Origin of the sequence: uncultured Sphingopyxis sp. (assembly GCF_900078365.1) — a bacterium.
Lineage (GTDB): Bacteria > Pseudomonadota > Alphaproteobacteria > Sphingomonadales > Sphingomonadaceae > Sphingopyxis.
In genome coordinates, this window is sequence record NZ_LT598653.1 from 2,589,471 (window position 1) to 2,610,798 (window position 21,328).

At 65.0% G+C, this 21,328-nt stretch carries 19 protein-coding genes and 1 tRNA gene; 6 read left to right on the forward strand and 14 right to left on the reverse strand.

The genetic code is table 11. The features are described 5' to 3' along the window. Positions 1-16 precede the first annotated feature (16 nt). From QZL87_RS11960 to QZL87_RS12010, 11 genes are all read right to left on the reverse strand, one after another. Entirely contained in the window at positions 17-3,481 is a 3,465-nt protein-coding gene (locus QZL87_RS11960) for a TonB-dependent receptor (RefSeq protein ID WP_295319639.1), read from the reverse strand. Positions 3,482-3,660: 179 nt separating this feature from the next. Beyond that, positions 3,661-4,626 carry a FecR family protein gene (locus QZL87_RS11965; protein WP_295319642.1) on the reverse strand — a complete coding sequence of 322 codons (966 nt, stop codon included), beginning with the start codon at positions 4,624-4,626 and terminating at the stop codon, positions 3,661-3,663. Next, complete coding sequence (locus tag QZL87_RS11970) at positions 4,623-5,078, reverse strand: sigma-70 family RNA polymerase sigma factor (RefSeq protein ID WP_295319644.1); 456 nt, start codon at positions 5,076-5,078, stop codon at positions 4,623-4,625. The genes QZL87_RS11965 and QZL87_RS11970 overlap by 4 nt, the downstream gene beginning before the upstream one ends. Positions 5,079-5,231: 153 nt before the next feature. Further along, positions 5,232-5,308, reverse strand: a tRNA-Met gene (locus tag QZL87_RS11975). Between the two features lie 61 nt (positions 5,309-5,369). Then, entirely contained in the window at positions 5,370-5,858 is a 489-nt protein-coding gene (locus tag QZL87_RS11980; RefSeq protein WP_295326862.1) for a 2'-5' RNA ligase family protein, read from the reverse strand. Positions 5,859-6,085: 227 nt separating this feature from the next. Beyond that, positions 6,086-6,835, reverse strand: coding sequence for an alpha/beta hydrolase (locus QZL87_RS11985; protein WP_295319647.1), 750 nt, complete (start codon positions 6,833-6,835; stop codon positions 6,086-6,088). 106 nt (positions 6,836-6,941) lie between these two features. Then, positions 6,942-7,859 carry an endolytic transglycosylase MltG gene (gene mltG / locus QZL87_RS11990; RefSeq protein ID WP_295326864.1) on the reverse strand — a complete coding sequence of 306 codons (918 nt, stop codon included), beginning with the start codon at positions 7,857-7,859 and terminating at the stop codon, positions 6,942-6,944. Positions 7,860-8,160: 301 nt separating this feature from the next. Then, positions 8,161-9,420, reverse strand: a complete 1,260-nt coding sequence (fabF, locus tag QZL87_RS11995; protein ID WP_295319649.1) for a beta-ketoacyl-ACP synthase II — start codon at positions 9,418-9,420, stop codon at positions 8,161-8,163. 261 nt (positions 9,421-9,681) lie between these two features. Beyond that, entirely contained in the window at positions 9,682-9,918 is a 237-nt protein-coding gene (locus tag QZL87_RS12000) for an acyl carrier protein (protein ID WP_003039428.1), read from the reverse strand. Positions 9,919-10,140: 222 nt separating this feature from the next. Beyond that, the gene (locus QZL87_RS12005) at positions 10,141-11,889 is read right to left on the reverse strand and encodes a tetratricopeptide repeat protein (protein ID WP_295319652.1); all 1,749 of its coding nucleotides are present in this window, start codon (positions 11,887-11,889) and stop codon (positions 10,141-10,143) included. Positions 11,890-12,475: 586 nt separating this feature from the next. After that, positions 12,476-13,000, reverse strand: coding sequence for a DUF3617 domain-containing protein (locus tag QZL87_RS12010; protein ID WP_295319655.1), 525 nt, complete (start codon positions 12,998-13,000; stop codon positions 12,476-12,478). Positions 13,001-13,104: 104 nt separating this feature from the next. Here QZL87_RS12010 and uvrB point away from each other — a divergent pair, with 104 nt between their 5' ends. From uvrB to QZL87_RS12035, 5 genes are all read left to right on the forward strand, one after another. Beyond that, positions 13,105-15,291: an excinuclease ABC subunit UvrB gene (gene uvrB / locus QZL87_RS12015; protein WP_295319657.1), complete on the forward strand. Its 2,187-nt coding sequence runs from the start codon at positions 13,105-13,107 to the stop codon at positions 15,289-15,291. Positions 15,292-15,452: 161 nt separating this feature from the next. After that, complete coding sequence (locus QZL87_RS12020) at positions 15,453-15,707, forward strand: type II toxin-antitoxin system HicA family toxin (protein WP_295319660.1); 255 nt, start codon at positions 15,453-15,455, stop codon at positions 15,705-15,707. Further along, complete coding sequence (locus QZL87_RS12025; protein WP_295319662.1) at positions 15,704-15,928, forward strand: type II toxin-antitoxin system HicB family antitoxin; 225 nt, start codon at positions 15,704-15,706, stop codon at positions 15,926-15,928. Before QZL87_RS12020 ends, QZL87_RS12025 begins: the two co-directional genes overlap by 4 nt. A gap of 8 nt (positions 15,929-15,936) precedes the next feature. Then, entirely contained in the window at positions 15,937-16,173 is a 237-nt protein-coding gene (locus QZL87_RS12030; protein WP_295319665.1) for a hypothetical protein, read from the forward strand. A gap of 98 nt (positions 16,174-16,271) precedes the next feature. After that, on the forward strand, positions 16,272-17,777 hold the full coding sequence (locus QZL87_RS12035; RefSeq protein WP_295319668.1) for a peptidase S10: 1,506 nt from the start codon (positions 16,272-16,274) through the stop codon (positions 17,775-17,777). Positions 17,778-17,992: 215 nt separating this feature from the next. Here QZL87_RS12035 and QZL87_RS12040 read toward each other — a convergent pair whose 3' ends face one another. Continuing rightward, entirely contained in the window at positions 17,993-18,436 is a 444-nt protein-coding gene (locus QZL87_RS12040) for a hypothetical protein (RefSeq protein WP_295319671.1), read from the reverse strand. Between the two features lie 140 nt (positions 18,437-18,576). Here QZL87_RS12040 and QZL87_RS12045 point away from each other — a divergent pair, with 140 nt between their 5' ends. Then, complete coding sequence (locus QZL87_RS12045; RefSeq protein WP_295319674.1) at positions 18,577-19,278, forward strand: NRDE family protein; 702 nt, start codon at positions 18,577-18,579, stop codon at positions 19,276-19,278. Between the two features lie 135 nt (positions 19,279-19,413). Here the strand turns inward: QZL87_RS12045 and infC are convergent, their stop codons facing one another. Beyond that, positions 19,414-19,950 (reverse strand): translation initiation factor IF-3, encoded by a 537-nt coding sequence (gene infC, locus QZL87_RS12050; protein ID WP_295319676.1) that lies wholly within the window; start codon positions 19,948-19,950, stop codon positions 19,414-19,416. A gap of 171 nt (positions 19,951-20,121) precedes the next feature. Next, the gene (locus tag QZL87_RS12055; RefSeq protein ID WP_362987300.1) at positions 20,122-21,324 is read right to left on the reverse strand and encodes a penicillin-binding protein activator; all 1,203 of its coding nucleotides are present in this window, start codon (positions 21,322-21,324) and stop codon (positions 20,122-20,124) included. Positions 21,325-21,328 lie beyond the last annotated feature (4 nt).

Sequence of the window (21,328 nt, forward strand, 5' to 3'; positions counted from 1 at the left end):
GAAGGGGAAACAGGCGTCAGAAAGTGACGGCGACGCCGGCCTTGACGCGGCGGCCGCCGAGATAGGTCGCACCGCTGTAGAAACGCGGCGTATCGCCGACCCCGCCAACCGAGCCGAGCAGGTCGGGACTGTCCGTGCCCTTCAGCAGATCCTCGCCCTCGACATAGAGGCGCAGTTTGCCGAAACTTGGCTGCATCCAATATTCGAAGCGGAAGTCGAGCGTGCGGACGCCCTCATGATAGACGGACAGGCCGCGCGGAAGGAAATTGTTGAGCATGCGCGACTGGAAGCCATAGGCCAGCGTCGCGTCGATGCCGTATTTGTTGTAGGTCAGCGCGACGGTGCCCGAATGTTTCGGCTGGTTGTTGAACGGGATGCCCGAGAATTCATAAACTTCCTCGCCGGGAGCGCCATAGGGCCAGTTGTAGATCTGCCCGCGCTTGCTCTTGGTGAAGGTATAATTGGCATAGATGCCGAGACCCGAAAGCGCGCCGGGCAGGAAATTGAACCGCCGCTCGGCCTGCGCCTCGATCCCCCAGATCGTCGCCATCCGGTCGCTGTTCGACGGCGTCGATCCGGTGATGAAGTAATTTTCGGGATGAGCGGGGTCGAAATAGGGCGGACCCTGGAAATAGATGTGATCGGGCAGCGGCACCGCAGCGAGCTGCGCAGGACCGTTCGTCGCGTTGGCCTGCAGCAGATTCTTGATCCGCTTGTAGAATCCCGACAGCTTCAGCACCCCGATGTCCTGGTCATAATATTCGACGCTGAGGTCGAAATTATGCGTCGTCGCGGGCTTGAGGTCGGGATTGCCGGTGTTGATCGTCAGCACCGGCTTCAACCCCTCCGGTCCCGGAATCGGGATGTTGATGAAGCTGATCCGCGTCTGAGCCGACAGTTGGCCGATCTGCGGCCGCGCGACCGAGAGGAAATAACCGCCGCGGAAGATCAGATTGTCGCTCGCGCGATAGTTGAACAGGATGCGCGGCAGCCAGTCGGTCGTCGTCGCCTTCTGGCTCGCCAGCCGGGTGAAATCGTTCTGGAATTTGAGGTCGATGCCGAAACCGCCGCCGTTCGACGGATCGATCGGCCCGATATAGGTCGGGAAGACCAGATTATCGGCCTCGAGCCGCGTGCGGTTGAGGCGCACGCCGCCGATGATTTCCAGCTTGCCGATGTCGAGGCGCGACTGGACATAGCCCGCGAGATTCTGTTCGAGCGTGCGTTCGCGGTTGATATCGTTGGGCAGCACGATCGGCGTGAGCTGCAACCCGCTCGTGCCGCCGACATAGTCGTTCACATTGTCGACGAAATCCTTGAGCGATTCCTCGCTGATCACGACGAAGCGCGAGCCGGTGACGCCGATGCGCGACAGATCGTTGGGGACGAGTTCGAGCGGCAGCGCACTGATGGGGACGTTGCCGCCGAATTGCGAGCGCTGGAGCCGGCTCTGGAATTCGACGCGCTCGAATTGCACGCCCGCCTCGATATAGGTCAGCGGCCCCCAGCCGGCGTTGAATTTCGCGCTATATTCGGCGGTGTAGCGATCGTTCTTGCCGCGCGTGACGTCGACCTGTCCGCTCGCCGCGTCGATCGTGAAATTCGATGTGTCGTTGACGAAATCCCATCCCGCCTCGGTCAAGAGCGGCAGTTGCAGCCCCTTGCCGCCGCGCGGACCGAACGGCGTGACGATATAGCCGAGCGTCGGATCGGTCGCCTGGGCGAGAAAATATTCGGCGCGCGCATCGGCGGCGGGCATGCGGAGTTGCAGGCCGAAATTCGATGGATGGCGCTCGCTGCCATGCGCATAGCCCAGCAGATATTCGAACTCGAAACGCCCCGCCTTGGTGCTTCCGCCGAGACTGTAGGTATCGGTGATGTTCCGGGCACCCCGGTCATAGACATAGTTTTGCGTATGCTCGAGCGCCTCGTTCCCCGGGGCGAGATCGAGGACCAGTGCGGTGCGATTGCCGCTGGTCGGCGTCGCGACATAGTCGAGGTCGACGCCGAAGCTTTCATTGAGCTGCGTCGTCGTGCGGCGCGCTTCGCTGTGCTGATAGTCGAATTTCAGATTGCTATGGTCGCCGACCTTCCACTCGGCCGACAGCGTCGCGGCGATATTTTCGGTCTCGACATGGTTGAAACTGGTGCCGAGGCCGAGCGGAAAGGCGCGCGTCGCATCGGGCAGGAAAGGAAAGGTCGCGAGCGGATCGACCGCATCATATTGTTCGAGCGTCGGATTGCCATCGGCGTCGGGCGGCAGGAACTCGCCATAGCGCAGATTGTGACCGTAACTGATCGAACGGTTGCTCGACTTGCGATATTGCACCGACGCGCTGAGGCCGAAATTCTCCTCGGCGCCGAACTTGCCGGCGATCGTTCCCGACACCAGCACATCGTCGCTGAAACTCTTGCCGCTCTTGCCCCCTTCGATCAGCAGATTGGCATAGCGCCGCGGCCGGTTGAGCGGCGACAGCGTCTCGATCTCGACCAGCCCGCCGGTGCCGGCACTGTCCTGGCTCGGCAGCAGACTCTTGCTGATCGTGATCTTGCTGACCGAGTCGGCGAGCAGGTTCGACAGGTCCGCCGAGCGGCCGACGCCGTTGCCGACCGGCAGGTTCAGCCCGTTGAGCTTGACCGCATTCATGTCGGGGTCGAGCCCGCGGATCATGATATTGGTGCCGTCGCCGGTCAGCCCGTCGCGCTGGAACGAGACCCCCGGCACGCGGCGCAGTGCTTCCGAGATCGTCGTGCCGGTGAAATTGCCGAGATCGTCGACCGAGACGACGTCGGAGCTGTTCTCGGCCGTGCGCTGGAGGTTGAGCGCGTTGGCGCGCGCGCTGCGCGAGCCATAGACGACGATTTCACCGGCCGCGTTGCTGCCTTCGTCCATCCAGAATTCGGCGTTGGTCTGCTCGCCCCTGACGACGTCAACCCGCGTCGATTGCTCGATGAAACCGAGGAACGAGACCGTCAGCGTGTAAGTCCCGGTCGGAACGCGCGCGAAACGGAAATTGCCGAGATCGTCGGCGGTCGCGACCTGCCCCGTTTCCTCGATCCGCACCAGCGCGCCGGAAATGTTGCGATTGCCGTCGGACTGGGCGACGCGGCCCGAAATCGACCCCGCACCCTCGGCCGCCGGGCGATCGGAGGCGGTGGAAGGCGCGCCGCCCGTGGGGCGAGTCACGACATAGGAACCAGCCGAGGTTTCGCGAAGGATCAGCCCCGACCCCTGAAGCAGCGCGCGATACGCCCCACCCGCCGTATAGCGGCCGCGCAGCGACGGCGCCCTTTTGCCGCGCACGACCGAGCCCACGAAGACGATATTGGTGCCGGTCTTCGCCGCGACGGCACGAAGCGAACGGCCGAGCGGCTGTTCCGACAGGTCGAGATCATATTCGGCCTGCGTCCGCGCCACGGCGGTGTTGGAGACGATGGCAATCGTTGCGGCGCAGGCCGCGAGCGTGACTTTCGAAATCATCAAGGATCCCCCGGATGGGCGGGATGTTGCTTACTATCCGCCCTATTCAAGCAGACGCGCGATTGCCGCAAAACCGACATCGGAAAGAAATAAAATTTTCGTGCGTGGCAGACAGCGAAATATTATTACGGTTTTCATCGATTTAACCGATGCCCCGCGATGCCTCAGGGTCAGGGGCGCTAGCGACCAAGGCGGATCCGGCCCGCATCGCGACCCACGTTCAGGCCGTGGAGCGCGGCGACCGCATCGGCAAATTCCGCCGTGTCGTTGGTGGCGAAGACGCCCGACACCGTCAACGCGCCCAGCCGGGGATCGGCTATATCGATCTGCGGCCCGCCATAGCGGTTGAGTTCGGCGATCGCCGCCGACAGCGGCGTATCGTTGAATATCACCTGCCCGCGCCGCCACGCCGTCGCGGCCTCCGACGAGACGGGCGTCACCATCGCGGCGGCATCGGCCGCGGCGGCGAACCGCTCGCCCGGCGTCAGCATCGTCGATTGAACAGGGCGCGCGGCGGCCGGCGACGCATAAGTATCGACCCGGACCTTTCCGGAAATCAGCGTCACGGTGACGGCATTTCCCGCCTTGCGCACGATGAAACTCGTGCCGATCGCGGTGATGCTCTTGTTCCCGGCGGTGACGACGAAGGGGCGCGCCGGATTGCGGGCGACCTCGAACATCGCCTCGCCATCGTCCATGACGACATTGCGCGCCGCCTCCTCATAACGGACGCTGAGGTGCGTATCGGTGTTGAGCGCGATCCGTGTGCCATCCTCCAGCGTCGCGACCTTTTGCTCGCCGATCGCCGTCGCATAGCCGGTCGGCTGCTGCGTCAGCCACCATCCCGAACCGAGCACGACGATCAGCAACGAGGCGACCAGCGCCAGCGACCGCGCACCTATCCTGCCGCGAACGCGAGGCAGCGGATCGGCCCCGCTTTCACCACCATCGCGCAGCGCGGCGGCGCCGGGCAGGATCGCCCACAGGTCCATCGCCTTCTCGAACGCGCCGCGATGGCTCGCGTCGGCGTCGAGCCAGGCGCGCAGCCCCGCCTCGGTGGCTTCGGTCCGCCCCGTCGATTCGAGGCGCGCGAGCCAAGCGGCCGCTTCGGCGGCCGTCCGTTCGGATGGGCTCTGTCCGCTCACCATTGCTCCATCCACTTCATCAGTTGCAGCGTCGCGCGCGCAACCTGCTTTTCGACCGCCGCGACCGACATATTCTCCGAGCGGGCGATTTCTGCGAAGGGCAGATTGTCGAGCCGGCGCTTCAGCAGGATGCGCCGCGTGCGTTCGGGCAACTGGTCGAGCCCGCGCGCGGCATGGGCAAGCCGCGCACGCTCCTCGACGATCTGTCCCGGATCGGGTGCGCCGTCGGCGATCGCCTGGACATTGTCATGCGCAGCGAACGGCGCGCGCCGGTTCTTGCGCGCCCGGTCGATCGACAGATTGACCGCCGCCGTCACCAGCAACGCCTCCTTCGATTCCGCCGCATGGGCCCGTTCATATTGCTCGACCTTGATGAAAGCGTCATGGACAAGCTCGTCCGCATCCGCCGCGGGAACGCCGCGCCGCATCACCGCCCGTCTGGCTTTTGCCATCATCTCAGCGAGGCTCGACATGGCGCTCCCGAATTGCCCTTTGCTTTCCTAGACGAACGAGGTCGCATTTTCCGACACGGAAAAGCAATGCCGTTGCCGCCGGCCCGGGTTCCCCCCGCGTATCGCCGGACGAATCGATGAAGGTCGGTGAATTGGTAGCGGAGGAGGGACTCGAACCCCCGACACGCGGATTATGATTCCGCTGCTCTAACCTGCTGAGCTACTCCGCCCCGAAAGGCCGCCGCTTCGGGCGAGCCGCGCCTATAGGCAGGCTCGCCGCGCCGGTCAATATCATCTGCGCGAGGCGCGAAAACTGCGCGTGAAGGCGGGATCCCACGGCCCGCCGCGATAGCGATGCGCAGCGAGTCCGGTGATCGCGAGCTGGCGCGGGCGGAATTCGGACGCCAGCGCCGCGAGCAGCGCGCGCGCCTTGGCGGCGGCGACCTTGTTCTGCACCGTGATGTGGAGCCGCGGCACTCCCCGGTCCTGCGCGGTCAGCATCCCCGCGAAATGGTCGGCGATACGCGCGCGGATCGCGAGCAATTCGGGGCTCTCGATGCGGAAGGCGACCCCCTGCCCCAGCGAATAGACCTCGCGCAGCACCGCCGCGGGCGGCGGCGTGTCGGCGGCGATCCTGCAAAACAGGCGGCCGAGTTCGTCGAGGCACGACGGCGGCAGTTGGCGAAAGAGAGTGATATGCGCCGGAAGATAATTGCGTTCGGGCGGGAAATGCGCGGTGCGCAGCGCGTCGAAATGGCGCTGGTCGGCCGCACCCATCATCGCGGTCACGACGATGGGTGCGGCGCCAATGGTCCGGTAGGGAGGGGGGAAGCCCGGGCCATCTGCTTCGGAAAGGGATGGGCGAGGCAATTGAGGGGGAGGTTTGCCGTCGTCCACAGGACGCCCTTTCTCGATGTCCATTCGATGCGCCGGATCGGGCCGGCGATCCAATCGATTTATTGCGTCACAATAATCGTTCAAACCGATGAAATAATATTATCCACGCTTTACAAGCCGTTCCAGAAGGCGTGGAGCGCGGCGGCGGCCTCGGCGGGGCGCTCGGCGATCGCCCAATGCCCCGCCCCTTCGATCACCGTCAGCGGCGTGCCCGTGTTCGCGGCGTAGCGCTGCGCGACCGACAGCTCGACATAGGGATCGTCCTCGCCCCAGATCAGCGCGCCGTTCGCGGGCAGTTTCGGAATGTCGAGCGCCCAGTCGTGCGCGAAGCTCAGCCCCCTGGCCGAACGATAGAGTTTGAGGATCGCGCGGCGTTTGTCCTTGTTCCGCCACTGTTCGGCCTCCTCGCGCGCGATGTCGGCGGGCATGCCCTGCGCCGCGAGACCGGCGGCGAGCTTGCCGGGCCGACTCAGCGCCATGAAGAACTCGCCGAGCACGGGCGTGTTCCAGATGCGCGCGATGCGGTGGCCGCGATAGTCGGGGTCGATCACCGCATTGGAGATCGCCCAGCTATGGATCAGGTCTGGGCGCAGCATCGCGACGCGCTGGGCGATCAGCGCGCCCCAGTCGTGGCCGACGATGTCGATCGGGCCGTGCGCGGCGACCAACTTCTCGGCCTGACCAATCGCCCAGTCGGCATAGGCCTCCTTGGTCGCGGCAAAGCCCGCGGACAGCGGCGCGGTGAAACCGGGCAGCGCGGGGGCCGCGACCGGGGTATCGCCAAGGTCGAGCGCGGCGAGCAAGGGCCGCCAGATCGCCGGGCTGTCGGGAACGCCGTGGATGAAGAGTTTGGCGGTCATATGCCTTCTCCCGTCGCCCCCGCGAAGGCGGGGGCCGCTAGAAATCTTGCGCTACATCGATAGCGGCCCCCGCCTTCGCGGGGGCGACGATCAGGGCGCGGTGATCCTATTCCATCTCCCCGCGCTCGCGGCGGAGCGCATACCATTTCTGGACGTTCGCATTATGCTCGGACAGCGTCCGCGCAAACACATGGCTGCCGTCGCCCTGCGCGACGAAGAAAAGATAGTCGTTCGCCTCGGGGTCCAGCACGGCGGCGATCGACGCCTTGCCGGGGTTCGCGATCGGCCCCTTGGGCAGCCCGGCCATGCTGTACGTGTTGTAGCCGTTCACCGCCTGGATTTCGGAGCGCAGGATGCGGCGGCCGAGCGGCTTGCCCTTGGTAACCGGATAGATGATCGTCGGATCGGCCTGGAGCCGCATCCCGACGCCGAGGCGATTGGTATAGACGCCCGCGACGGTGCGGCGCTCGGCCGCGACGGCGGTTTCCTTCTCGACGATCGAGGCGAGCGTGATCGCTTCGTTGCGGTTCTTGACCGCGGTGCGCGGGGTGCGCTTGGCCCAAAGCTCGGCGAACGCCTTGTCCATCGCCGCCTGCATCCGCTTCACGACCGCGGCGCGGGTCTCGCCGGTGGTGAAGGCGTAGCTGTCGGGGAGGATGCTGCCCTCGGCGGGCACGGGGATTTCGCCTTTGAGGCGCGGCTCGGCCATCAGCCGTTCCCACACCATGATCGAAGGCATGCCTTCGGGGATCATCACGAGCCGCTGGATCGTCTTGCCCGACTGGAACAGCGCGAGGATGTCGCCCGCGTCCATCCCCTTTTCGATTTTATATTCGCCCGGCTTGATCGGCTCGTCCGAGCCGAAGAAGCGCGCCTGATTGCGGAAACTCGACGCCGGGACGATGCCGGCCTCCTCGAGAATCTCGCCCGCCTTCGCGATGCTCGCGCCTTGCGGGATCACGACCTCGGCATCCTTCGGCGCGCCGGGCGAGCAGGCGGCGAGCAGCAACGCAAAGATCGCGATCGTCAGCCAGCGGAACGGATGCACGATATTCTCCCTATTCGGCGCCTTAAAGAGACAAAAGATACGGTCGTGCGGACCTAAATTGTCTCCTTTGTCGCTTTAAGCCGAAGCCGACGACAAGGCGATAGAGCATGGCGGCGCAATGTAGGAAAGAGGGTTTAATCCTCCCCGTCGCGCAGCGATGGGGAGGTGGCAGCGCGAAGCGCTGACGGAGGGGCTATTACGCACCGGCGCGGCCCCTCCACCATCGCCTGCGGCGACGGTCCCCCTCCCCATCGCTGCGCGACAGGGAGGATCAGGATCAGTCGACCGCCTTGACGATCAGGCTGGCGTTGGTGCCGCCGAAACCGAAGCTGTTGTTGAGCGCGGCCTTCACCTTGCGCTTTTTCGCGACCTTGGGGACGAGATCGGCGCCTTCGGTGCCCTCGTCGGGATTGTCGAGGTTGAGCGTCGGGGGGACGACCTGGTCGCGGATCGCGAGGATGCAGAAGATCGTCTCGACCGCGCCCGCGCCGCCGAGCAGATGGCCGATCGCCGACTTGGTCGAGCTCATCGAGACATTGGACATCGCGTCGCCGAACAGGCGCTTCACCGCCCCGAGCTCGATCGTGTCGGCCATCGTCGACGTGCCGTGCGCGTTGATATAGTCGATGTCGGCGGGGGTCATGCCCGCCTTCTTGAGCGCCGCCGCCATCGAGCGGTACGCGCCGTCCATCTCGGGGTCGGGCGCGGTGACGTGATAGGCGTCGCCCGAGAGGCCGTAACCGACGACCTCGGCATAAATCTTGGCGCCGCGTGCCTTGGCATGCTCATATTCCTCGAGCACGACGACGCCCGCGCCCTCGCCCATCACGAAGCCGTCGCGGTCCTTGTCATAGGGGCGGCTCGCCTGTTCGGGGCGGTCGTTGTAGCTCATGTTGAGCGCGCGCGCCTGCGCGAAGCCCGCGATGCCGATCGGACAGATCGTCGCCTCGGCGCCGCCCGCGAGCATGATGTCGGCGTCGTCGTCGCGGATCATCCGCGCCGCGTCGCCGATCGAATGCGCGCCGGTCGAGCAGGCGGACACGACCGCGTGGCTGGGCCCCTTCATGCCGAAGCGGATGGACAGCTGGCCCGAGATCAGGTTGATCAGGCGGCCGTGGACGAAGTGCGGCGAAACGCGGCCGGGACCCTTTTCGGCGAGCAGCAGGCTTTCGCTTTCGATGCCCGGCAGGCCGCCGATGCCCGAGCCGATCGAACAGCCGGCGCGCACCTTCTGCTCCTCGGTCATATCGATGAGGCCGGCGTCTTCGAGCGCCTGCCCGGCGGCGTCGATGCCGAAGACGATGAAGGGGTCGACCTGGCGCTGCACCTTGTGGTCGACGCGCTTGCCGGGGTCGAAACCATATTCATGGCCCGGGCTCTTCACCTCGCACGCGATCGTGCATTTCTGGTCCGACGCGTCGAAATGGGTGATCGTGCCCGCGCCCGATTTGCCCGCGATCAGATTTTTCCAGCTGGTCTCGACATCACCGCCCAGCGGCGTCACCAAACCCAGACCCGTCACCACAACCCGGCGCATAATCATTCCTTTCATCGGCCCCCGCCCCCGCGGGGCGCCGCGTCATGCAATTTCTATCGTCGCCCCGGCGAAGGCCGGGGCCTCGCCCTCTCGACCTGCCACTACCGAAACAGTGAGATCCCGGCCTTCGCCGGGATGACGGATTTAGCGCTGTGCAGAGCTATATCCATAAAAAAAGCTTCCCGGCCACTGCGCGCGAGCGCTCGGGACCGGGAAGCCGGAAACGCGTAGGCGGCGCCGGCGTGGCCGGACCGCAGGGATTTAGCCCTTGTTCGCTTCGATATAGTCGATCGCGTCCTTGACGGTGGCGATCTTTTCCGCCGCATCGTCGGGGATTTCGACGCCGAATTCTTCCTCGAACGCCATCACCAGTTCGACGATGTCGAGGCTGTCGGCGCCCAGATCGTCGATGAAGCTCGCTTCCTCGGTGACCTTGTCGGCTTCGACGCCCAGATGTTCGACGACGATCTTTTTAACCTTTTCGGCCGAATCGCTCATGCACAGTTCCTTTTTTCTGACCTGTTCGTGAATGTTAAAAATTGCCCTAGAGCCCGTGGGCGGGACTGGCAAGAGGGCTGGCGTCCGCCAGTCCTTCTTGTGCAGTGATAAGCCGAATGCGTCCCTTTCTGCCCCCTCGGCGCCTGGATCGGGAAATAGGGGGCCGCGCCGCCGCGTTCAAGGCCGAACCGAACCGTTCGCCGCGTTTCGCCTCTCGCAGGGTCAGGCCCCGGCGGGCACGACGCCGGAATCGCGCAGCGCCGCCGCGGCGCGCTCGATCACCGCGGGGGTGATCATGAAGCGGCCGAGCACGGTTTCGGGCGACGCATCCGCGGGCTGGCGCGTATAGGCGAGCAGGCGCCGCCACTGCGCGCGCGCCGCGGCCGGGTCGCCCTGCCGCGCGAGCACGACCGCGCGCACCATCATATATTGCGGCTCCAGATTGCTCGGCGACGGCATATGGTCGAGGATCCGCTGCGCCTCCGCCTGTTCGCCGCGCTGCGACAGGACAAAGGCGAGCGTGACCGCCGGAACCCCGGGATAGGAGGAGTCGAGCTGCAGCGACCGGCGGAGCAGCGCCTCGCCTTCCTCCGCCTGCCCGCACACCAGCTTGAACAGGCCGAGAAAGCCCGACATGTCGGCATCATAGGGGTTGAGCGCGAGCGCCGCCTCGCCCATCGCATTGCCGCCGGCGCAATTGCCCGCATAGAAATTGGCGCGCGCCATCGCAAACAGACCCGGCGCCGAATTGGGGCTGCTTTCATAGGAGCGCAGCGCGATCGCGCGTGCTTCGCCGAGCGCCTCGCGGCCCTCGGGCGTCAGCCGCTGCGACTGCCAGTCGGCATAGCGCACGAGCGACAGCGCGGTGAGCGCGACCGGATCGCGCGGGTTCGCCTCGATCGTCGCGCGCAGGCAGGTGTCGACCCGCTTCGCCGTCGCCGCATTGCGCATCTGGCGCATCCGGTTGAACTGCGCGAGGCAGGGAAAACCCGCCGCATAATTGTCGGGCTGGCGCTGGACCTGGTCGCGCACGATCACGCCATAATCGCCGGCGAGCTGGGCGATCAGCGGTTCGATCGCGGTGAATTCGGGGGTTTCGTCGCTGGTCAGGCGCATCTGCTGAGACCAGATCGCGCGCTGGTCGGCGACGCGGTTGAGGACGAGGGTGACATCGGTGTCGCCTTCGACCGTGCGCACCAGCGAGGTGTCGAGCCGATAATCCCCGGTGCGCGCCGCCGCGCCGCCCGGCGCTTTCGCGCTCAGCAGGTCGACCATATCGAAACGGCGCAAGCCGTCACGCAGCTTGCCGTCGAGCGCGCGCGCCAGCGCCCGCGACTGCGGCAGATTGCCCGCCACCGGCGGGCTGACTTCGAGCAGCGGAACGGGCACGGGATCGCCGGCGAAGAGACGGCCCGGACCTTCGCGAAGCGTCCACAAGGTAAAAAGCGCGAGGGCGAGGAGGATGAGCACGACGATCCACCGGCCGAACCGCGAACCGCGATCGCCGGGCCGCGATGGCGCGCGCCGATGGACGGGCGTCGCCGGAGCGGTTGCGGCCTTGACGTCACCTTCCTCCGCCGGATCGTCCGCCGATCGCGCCGACGGCGGCGCCGAGCGATATTGGACCACGACCTCGTAGCTGCCCTGCGGCACGCGCAGGCGGTGGATCCAGGGAGTGTCGGCATAATAGCGGTCGAGCAGGCTGCGCAGCCGTCCGACCATGACGCGCGGATAGCTGTCGACGGCGGGATCGAAATCTTCGCTGCGCCCCAGCGCCTCGGTGGCGATCGCATAGGCCTTGGGCGAACTCCGGCCGCCGCGCAGGCGGTGCTCGACGAGAAATTGCAGCAGCCGCGACAGCACCGGCGAACGGGTGAACATCGGGGAATCGAGCAATGCCTCGAGCTCCGCGGCGATGATCCGGTCGACCTCGGCCGGATCCTGTATCTCGTTCGCTTTCGCCTGGTCCATGCTACCCCTCGAATACCCCTGACGGGCGGTGCGGTAGATACGCCAATCGGCCCATGCGGCCACCCGTTGTTACTTTGACGTAACGGTAACACGGCAACCTTGGTCCATATCAGAAGAAAATCACCGCGCCAATCCGCGAGGAAAAACGCGAAATCAGGTTAAGGATTGGTTATCAACCGGCAACATTGCGCCATGTGACCCCTTGTAACTGCCGCACAGGGGAAACTCTGGCATCCTTTCCAGCGTCGCGTCATCCCTACGATGATGCGGTGTGAAGCCGAAAGGCGAAGGGTGCGAGCTGGTCCCTGGCATCTTTCGATCCCCCTCAGGCTTCATTTCAAGACTTCGCCGGGCGACCCGACAGCCCCACCTGTTCTGTCGCCCGGCAAGTCGACTTTCCTCTCCTCCCTCTCTCTCCTGCTCGCCCCGCGCCCATCGGCAGCGGGGCGCGACGTTGGATTTGCGGCACCACCGATGCGAAAAGGCGCGGCCGGCATCCGGACGCCGTCTCGCGATCGGCCCCAAAAAAAGGGGCGCCAGTTTCCACTGACGCCCCCTGTCGTTCACCGAAAGATGTGCGGGCGGTTCAGGTCGTCGCCGCGGCCTTGCACGGGCCGGTATGGGTGCTGGTCATCTGCATGACCATTTCCATATCGCCGCCGGTCGGAACCTTGCCCTTGGTCGTGATGGTGACGTCGGTCTTCTTGGCTTCCATCGTTCCGGCCATCGCCATTTCGACCGTCTGGCCGTTGGCGGTGCAGGTGCCGGCGACGTCGATCTTGCCGCCCGCGACATCCTTTTTCGACCAGGTGCATTCGCCGCCGCCGTTCGGCCCCTTGGCGAGTTCGGATGCGATGTCTTCCTTGTCGACCTGTTCCTGCGTGAAGCACTGGTCCATGCCGCTCGCCGAGGCGAGTTGCTGCGACATGGCGTCCTTCGCGCCCTCCGGCAGGCCGGGAACCTCGAACTTCACCAGCTTGACGTCGGTCTTCCAGTTACCGGCTTCACGCTTTACCGTGCCGCCGGCATTCTGGTTCTCGGTTTTTCCGCCGCTGCAACCCGCAACTGCGACCAGCGCGCCGATGGCCGCGACCGTCAGAAATTTCTTCATAAAATATGTCCTCCTGTTGGGCAAATGGGGGAACCCAGATGCGGTCATTTGGTTGCGAGCCATTATGTTTGTCGTTGGGCGCAATCGATACCATATTGGCAGCGATGGCAATCCAGATTCGCACCTCGCTCGACGAAATCGACACCGCCGAAGGCTATGTCCCGCACCGCCCCGCCCGTCCCGACAAGGTCGAAGGCGGCAAAAGATTCGAACTGGTCAGCGATTATCAGCCAGCGGGCGACCAGCCGACCGCGATCAAGGAGCTGGTCGACACGGCGCTCGCCGGCGAGCGCGATCAGGTGCTGCTCGGCGTCACCGGATCGGGCAAGACCTTCACCATGGCGAAGGTGATCGACGAGCTGCAGCGCCCCGCGCTGATCCTCGCCCCGAACAAGATCCTCGCGGCGCAGCTTTATGGCGAGTTCAAGAGCTTTTTCCCGAACAATGCGGTCGAATATTTCGTCAGCTATTACGATTATTACCAGCCCGAGGCCTATGTCCCGCGCAGCGATACCTACATCGAGAAAGAGTCGAGCGTAAACGAGGCGATCGACCGGATGCGCCACTCGGCGACGCGCGCGCTGCTCGAACGCGACGACGTGATCATCGTCGCCTCGGTGTCGTGCCTCTACGGCATCGGTTCGGTCGAGACTTATTCGGCGATGATCTTCGACCTGAAGAAGGGCCAGGTCGCCGACAGCCGCGAGATCATAAGAAAGCTCGTCGCGCTGCAATACAAGCGCAACGACCAGGCCTTCGCGCGCGGCAATTTCCGCGTGCGCGGCGACAGCCTCGAAATCTTCCCCTCGCATTATGAGGATATGGCGTGGCGCGTCAGCTTCTTCGGCGACGAGATCGAGGAGATCACGGAGTTCGACCCGCTCACGGGCAAGAAGATCGCGAACCTCAACTATGTCCGCGTCTTTGCGAACTCGCACTATGTGACGCCCGGCCCGACATTGAAGCAGGCGAGCGAGGCGATCCGCCACGAACTCGCCGAGCGCCTCAAGGAGCTCGAGGCCGAGGGCCGGCTGCTCGAGGCGCAGCGGCTCGAACAGCGCACCAATTTCGACCTCGAGATGATCGCCGCGACGGGCAGCTGCGCGGGGATCGAGAATTACAGCCGCTTCCTCACCGGCCGCCTCCCCGGCGAACCGCCGCCGACGCTGTTCGAATATCTCCCCGACAACGCGCTGCTCTTCGTCGACGAGAGCCACCAGACGATCCCGCAGATCGGCGCGATGTCGAAGGGTGACCATCGCCGCAAGATCACGCTCGCCGAATATGGCTTCCGCCTGCCGAGCTGCATCGACAACCGGCCCTTGCGCTTCGCCGAATGGGATATGATGCGCCCGCAGACGGTCAGCGTCTCGGCGACCCCCGGCACGTGGGAGATGGACCGCACGCAGGGCGTCTTCGCCGAACAGGTGATCCGCCCCACCGGCCTCATCGACCCGCCGGTCGAGATCAAGCCGGTCGAGGAGCAGGTCGACGACCTCATCGCCGAGGCGAAAAAGACCGCCGCCGCGGGCTACCGCACGCTCGTCACCACGCTCACCAAGCGCATGGCCGAGGATCTCACCGAGTTCCTCCACGAAGCGGGGCTCAAGGTCCGCTACATGCACTCGGATGTCGAGACATTGGAGCGCATCGAGATCATCCGCGACCTCAGGCTCGGGGTGTTCGACGTGCTCGTCGGGATCAACCTGCTGCGCGAAGGGCTCGACATTCCCGAATGCGGGCTCGTCGCGATCCTCGATGCCGACAAGGAAGGCTTCCTGCGCAGCGAAACGAGCCTCGTCCAGACGATCGGCCGCGCCGCACGCAACGTCGACGGCCGCGTCATCCTCTACGCCGACCGCATCACCGGCAGCATGGAACGTGCGATGCGCGAAACCGACCGCCGCCGCGCGAAGCAGCAGGCGTATAACGAAGAGCATGGCATCACCCCGACGACGATCAAGCGCAACATCGGCGACATCATCGCGCATGTCGCGTCGAAGGACGGGGTGACGATCGACATTGGCGAGGACAAGCCCGCGCACATGGTCGGCCACAACCTGCGCGCCTATATCGCCGAGCTCGAAAAGAAGATGCGCGACGCCGCCGCCGACCTCGAGTTCGAGGAAGCCGGCCGCCTGCGCGACGAAATCCGCAAGCTGGAGGCCGACGAGCTTGGCCTGCCCCCCGACGAACAGGTCGCGCCGCGGGTCGGGCGCTCGAACGAGGGCAAGCCTGGGACACGCAAGGGGCGGTTCGGGAAGCAGAGCAAGACGAAGTGGGGACGCTAATAATTAAGCATATGTAAAATATACAATAAATTTCAAAAACATGGAATTGCGCGCTGCTCGGCGAGTCAAGATTTTTATTTCATTATTTTTACATCCAATCTTGTGACATGTCCCAAATATGACGTTATCTAGTTCGCCGATTTTCGTCCAAGGATCGGTAGATGGTCAAACCCGCAAAACTATACGTTCTGCTTCTCCAGTCGTCGAACCGCACGGTGGCGTTCCGCGACTTCGAGCGCCTGCTGCGCGCCTTCGGATTTGAATGGGAGCGAACGACGGGTAGTCACCGGCAGTATGTCCACCCGAAAGTGCCGCGCTCCTTTCCTGTCCAGCCCGAAGCGAAAGACGCCAAGCGCTACCAGGTCCGCGAACTGCTTGAACTCATCGAGACCTATGGCCTATATATCGACGAGTGAACGAGCCCCATTACCACATCAACCTGTTCTGGTCCGGCGAGGACAAATGCTGGATCGCCGATGTCCCCGATCTGCGGCCTTGTTCGGCGCATGGCGATACGCGCGAGCAGGCTGTCTCCAATATCCGCGACGCGATCGAGGGTTGGCTTGAGGTTGCGCGGGAGAAGGGTTTTCCGATCCCCGAGCCCCGCTATCGCCCGGCAATTTACGCGGCGCGATAAGTGCCGCCATGTCTCGCTCTCGCCGAAAAACGCCGATAACAGGCCATACCACAGCACAATCCGACGCTGAGTGGAAGGCAAAAGCCGCGCGTGTATTGCGGCACAAAGCCAAGCAGGCGCTTGAAGCGAATCCCGACGAGGCGACTTTTTCCGGCAAGCGCTGGGAAGCCATCAATCCTTGGTCGGCGCCAAAGGACGGGAAATACTGGTTCGGCAAAGCGAACCCGCGCCTGCTCCGGAAATAGGCGCGCGCTTCGACCGAAGCCCCTCTGTAACCGACGAGCAACCTTGCCGCCCTCGCGCGCGCTGCATAGGGTCGCCCCGCAATCGGGGAGATATATCTATGAAATCGGGTCTTTCACTCATCGCCTTGGCGCTTGCCTTCGCCGCGCCCGCCGCGCTCCATGCCGAGGACAAGCCGGACGACAAGGCCAAGGCCGAAAAGCCTGCCGACTACGAACCGCAGGTCCGCACCACCAAGCTCAGCGGCACCTTCGGCGGCCAGCGCATCAACTATGCCGCAACGATCGGCGAGACGATCATCAAGAACAAGGATGGCGTGCCCGAGGTCGCGGTCGTCACCACCTCTTACATCAAGGAACCGCGCGACCCGAACCGGCCGATCACCTTCCTGTTCAACGGCGGCCCCGGATCGGGCACCGTCTGGTTGATGATGGGCGCCTTCGGGCCGAAGCGCGTCGCGATCCCCGGCAACGGCACCGACGACGGCGCCCCGCCCTATCCGATCGTCGACAACCCCGACGCGCTGCTCGACGTGACCGACGTCGTCTTCATCGACCCGCCGGGCACGGGCTTTTCGCACCTGATCGGCAAGGCCGACCCCAAGGATTATTACGGCGTCACGCAGGACGCGAAGCTCGTCGCCGAGGTGATCCGCCGCTGGCTGAACGAAAACGGCCGCTGGAACAGCCCCAAATATCTCGGCGGCGAAAGCTATGGCACGACGCGCTCGGCCGCGGTCGCCAACCAGCTGATGAACGAGACGTACAACGACGTCGCCTTGAACGGCATCATCCTGATCTCGGCCGTGCTCGATTTCGCGGCGGGCGCCGACACGCCGGGCAACGAGCTGTCGCCGATCACCAACCTGCCCTCGATGGCCGCGACCGCCCTCTATCACGGCAAGGCGACCGCGCCGTCGGTCGAGCAATTCGTCGAGGAGGCGCGGCAATGGGCCATCGGTCCCTATGCCACAGCGCTGCTCAAGGGCCAGAAACTGCAGGGCGAGGAACGCGCTCAAATCCGCCGCGAACTGTCGCGTTTCACCGGGCTTTCGGAAACCTATCTCGAAAGCGCCGACCTGCGCGTCACGCCGAGCCGTTTCTACAAGGAACTGCTGCGCGACCGCGGCCTCACCGTCGGCCGCCTCGACAGCCGCTATACGGGCAAGGATTATGACAGCGCGGGCGAAAGCCCCGACAATGATCCGAGCTTCTATGGCATCGACGCGGGCTATACCGCCGCGATCAACAGCTGGAGCCGCGACACGCTGGGCTTTCAGACGACCCGTGAATATCAGTCTATCGGGCGGATCGGCGGCCAGTGGGACTGGCGGATCGGCGGACGCGACAGCAATGCCTATATGAATGTCGCGCCCTATATCGGGCAAGCGCTCCGCGAGAATAGCGGACTCAAAGTCCTGGTCGCGCAGGGCTATTATGATTTCGCGACGCCCTTTTTCGCCGCCGAATATGCACTGTCGCGCACCGGCATCCCGCAGGACCGCATCCACTATACCTATTATGAAGCGGGCCACATGATGTATATCCGCGACGAGGACCGGCATAAATTGTCGGCCGATGTGCGGGCGTTCATCAGAGGCCGGTAGGAAAGGTCGCTAGCGACCGATTGCGGACCTCTCCTAGTCAAGCCCCTCCCCTTCAGGGGAGGGGCAACGAAGACTTGGCAGCTTGCTGCCTAGTCGCAGTGGGGTGGGGGCTATCGGCCTAGCGCAAGGCCGATGGCCCCCACCCCAACCCCTCCCCTGAAGGGGAGGGGCTTGATGGATCGCAATGGCAGCTCCCTATCCCAAAGCCGACATATCTACCGCAGCACGCCCTTTGCCGCCATCGTCCGCGCGTAAAGAAACAGCGCGATCGCGATGATCCAGATCAGGCCCAGGAACATCAGCACGCCCTCGCCGAAGAGCGCCTGATATTCGCTCGCCTGCATCCCGACCTGATAGATGCTCATGATCGCCAGGCCGATCAGCGACACGAGGAACGCGGTCACCGCATGGCGGCTGCGCAGCAGCAACAGCAGCGATCCTGCCATCGCGCCCCATACGCCGAGCGCCCAGCCCAGATCGGCCCAGACCGGATAGGCCTCGACCCACGCGATCTGCTCGGGCTTCAGCCCCGCGCCTTCGATATACCAGGCCGCCTTGGTCTTGAAACCGATATAGTCGGAGACCGGTATGCAGTGCCACAGGAACGACAGGATGCCGACGGCCCACAGGTGCCACGGCGTTTTCACAGCTTCGTTCATATCATCTCCCCCTTCAGAAGATCATGGAAAGCTATCATTCTTTGCCCGCTCCGGCAATGAGGTGATTTATCCATACAATACAGTGGAAAACCGCCGCAACAGGCTTGGCAAGGCGGCAGGCAACCCCGATATGCGGCGGCATGTGTGTCGTTGCCCTTGCCCATCGCGTCCATGCCGACTGGCCGCTCATCCTCATCGGCAACCGCGACGAGTTTCACGCACGCGCCGCCGCGCCGCTCCACGCGTGGGAGGACGGCAGCGGCATCGTCGCGGGGCGCGACCTGCAGGCCGGCGGAACGTGGCTCGGCGTCCATGGCCCGAGCGGCCGCACCGTCGTCGTCACCAACGTCCGCGGCGCGATGCCCGACCCCGCGAAAGACTCGCGCGGCGCGCTCGTCTCCGACCTTTTGCGCGGCGAAGGGCGCTTCGCCGACCCGTCGGCCGAGGACCTGCCGCGCTTCAACGCCTTCAACCTGTTCGCGGTCGACGGCGGCGCGGCGCGGCTGCTGACCAACCGGCCGGTGCCGCTGATCGTGCCGCTGGAGCCCGGCGTCCACGCGCTCGCCAACGAGCCCGTCGACGCCCCCTGCCCGCGCGCCGAGCGGCTGCGCGCCGCGCTCGAAACCGTCGTTGCGGCGGGCGCCGATCCCGCCAGCCTGCTTGACATGCTGATGGCCGAGGACGACCCCGCGCTGTTCCTGCGCGGCGATATCTATGGCACGCGCGCCTCGACACTCGCCCTGATCTCAGCGGACGGCCGGGCCCGAATGACCGAGCACCGATACGAAGCGGGCGGCCGTCCCGCTGGAACGACCGCCCTCGAATTTCATATCGGTTCCTAAATCCTCCCTGTCGCGAAGCGATGGGAAGGTGGCAGCGCGAAGCGCTGACGGAGGGGCTGTAACGCAGTCCCTCCACCACCCGCTACGCGGGCGGTCCCCCTCCCCACGGCTACGCCGCAGGGAGGATCGAATGGCTTACTTCGGCGCGAGCACCATCAGCATCTGGCGGCCCTCGGTGCGCGGATGCGCCTCGACCTTCGCGACCTCGGCGGTCATCTCGGCGACGCGCTGGAGCACGTTGAGGCCGAGCTGGGTGTGGCTCATCTCGCGGCCGCGGAAGCGCATGGTCATCTTGACCTTGTCGCCTTCCTCGAGGAAGTCGAAGACCTTCTTCATCTTCACGTCGAAATCATGATCGTCGATGTTCGGACGCATCTTGATCTCTTTGATTTCCTGCGTCTTCTGGCTCTTGCGCGCGAGGTTCGCCTTTTTCTGCGCCTCATATTTGAACTTGCCGACGTCGAGGAACTTGCACACCGGCGGATCGGCGTTGGGAGATACTTCGACCAGGTCGAGCCCGACCTCGGCCGCCTGCTCGATCGCCTCGGCCGTTAGCATGACGCCCAGATTTTCGCCTTCCTCGTCGATCACGCGGACTTTGGGAGAGGCGATGAATTCATTGTAACGCGGGCCGTTCTTGGGCGGCAGCGGTGCCATCGGGCGACGGGTCATGGGCGGTGGTATAGCTGTATCTCCTGAAACGTCTAAAAAAGGCGTGCGGCATCGACGCCGGAACACGCGCGATTGTCATATAGTGATCGCGCGGCGGGCGTAAAGACCGCCGCGTTTTTCCGATACCGCTTTTCGGCCAACTGTGGCCGGTCTGCCACTGTCAACCGCGACTCACCATTTGGTGGGCGCGGGGTCGATCACGCGAAAGCCGCCGGCGCCGATTTCGCTGACCTCGAGCGCGCGCTCGGCGATGCCGCGGTTGCTGAAGCGGAAGATGCCGTCGATCCCGCCGAAACCGTCGGCGGCGAGCAGGCGGCTCGTCGGGAAATTGCTCCCCGGCTTCCAGTCGCGCGCGATGCGCACCGTCAGCAGCACCGAATCATAGCCAAGGCTGGCGAGCCGGTACGGCGGCCGGCCGAAACGGGTGCGATATTTGGTCGCGAGCTGGCTATAAAGCCCGTCGGAGACGCTGGCGAACCAGGCGCCGCGCATCGCGGCGTTGCTGCCCAGCGCCGCGTCGGTGTTCCACAGCTCGGTGCCGAGAATCTGCTTGCCCCCCGCTTCCTTGATCACCGGGACGGCGCGGATCGCATTGCCGCCGCTGTCGGCGATCAGCACCGCGTCGATCGCGCCCGCATTGGCGAGCCGCCGCGCCGCGCCCGACAGCGCGGTCGCGCTGCGGTCATAGCTTTCGACGGCGACGAGCGTGCCGCCCGCTTCGGCGACCGCGGCGCGGAAGGCCGCGGCCGATCGATCGCCATAGACATTCTTGGGCACGAGCGCGCCGAAGCGCTGATGCCCCTTCGCGCGCGCAAAGGCGACGATGCGCTCGACCGACTGGCCGGGGACGAAGCCCATGATGAAGACGCCGTTGCCCGCGACGCTGCTGTCGTTCGAGAAGCTCAGCACCGGCACCTTCGCGGCGCGCGCGATCGGCGCGACCGCCGAGACGTCCTCGCTGAGCAGCGGCCCGAGGATCAGCTTGTTGCCGTCGGCGACCGCCTGCCGCGCCGCCGCGGCGGCGCCGAGCGCGGTGTCGTAAGTCGTGATGCGCACGCGCTCGGTGCGCGTATCGAGCAGCGCGAGCGTCGTCGCATTGGCGATCGCGGTGCCGACATCGGCGTTGGCGCCCGTCTTCGGCACGAGCAGCGCGACGCGGTGGCGGTCGGTGTCGGTCGGCAGGCCGGGGCCGACATTGTCATCGGGGTTCGCCGGCGGCGGCGGGGTCGCCGGGCCGCCGGACTTCGGCACGACCTGGCACGCCGCGAGGAAGCCCGCCATCGCCATGACGCCGAGCCCGCGCAGCATCTGGCGGCGCGGCGGCGCATTATTTTGGCGCGCGCCATCATGGCAGTCTGGGGCAGTTTCTGCCATTTTC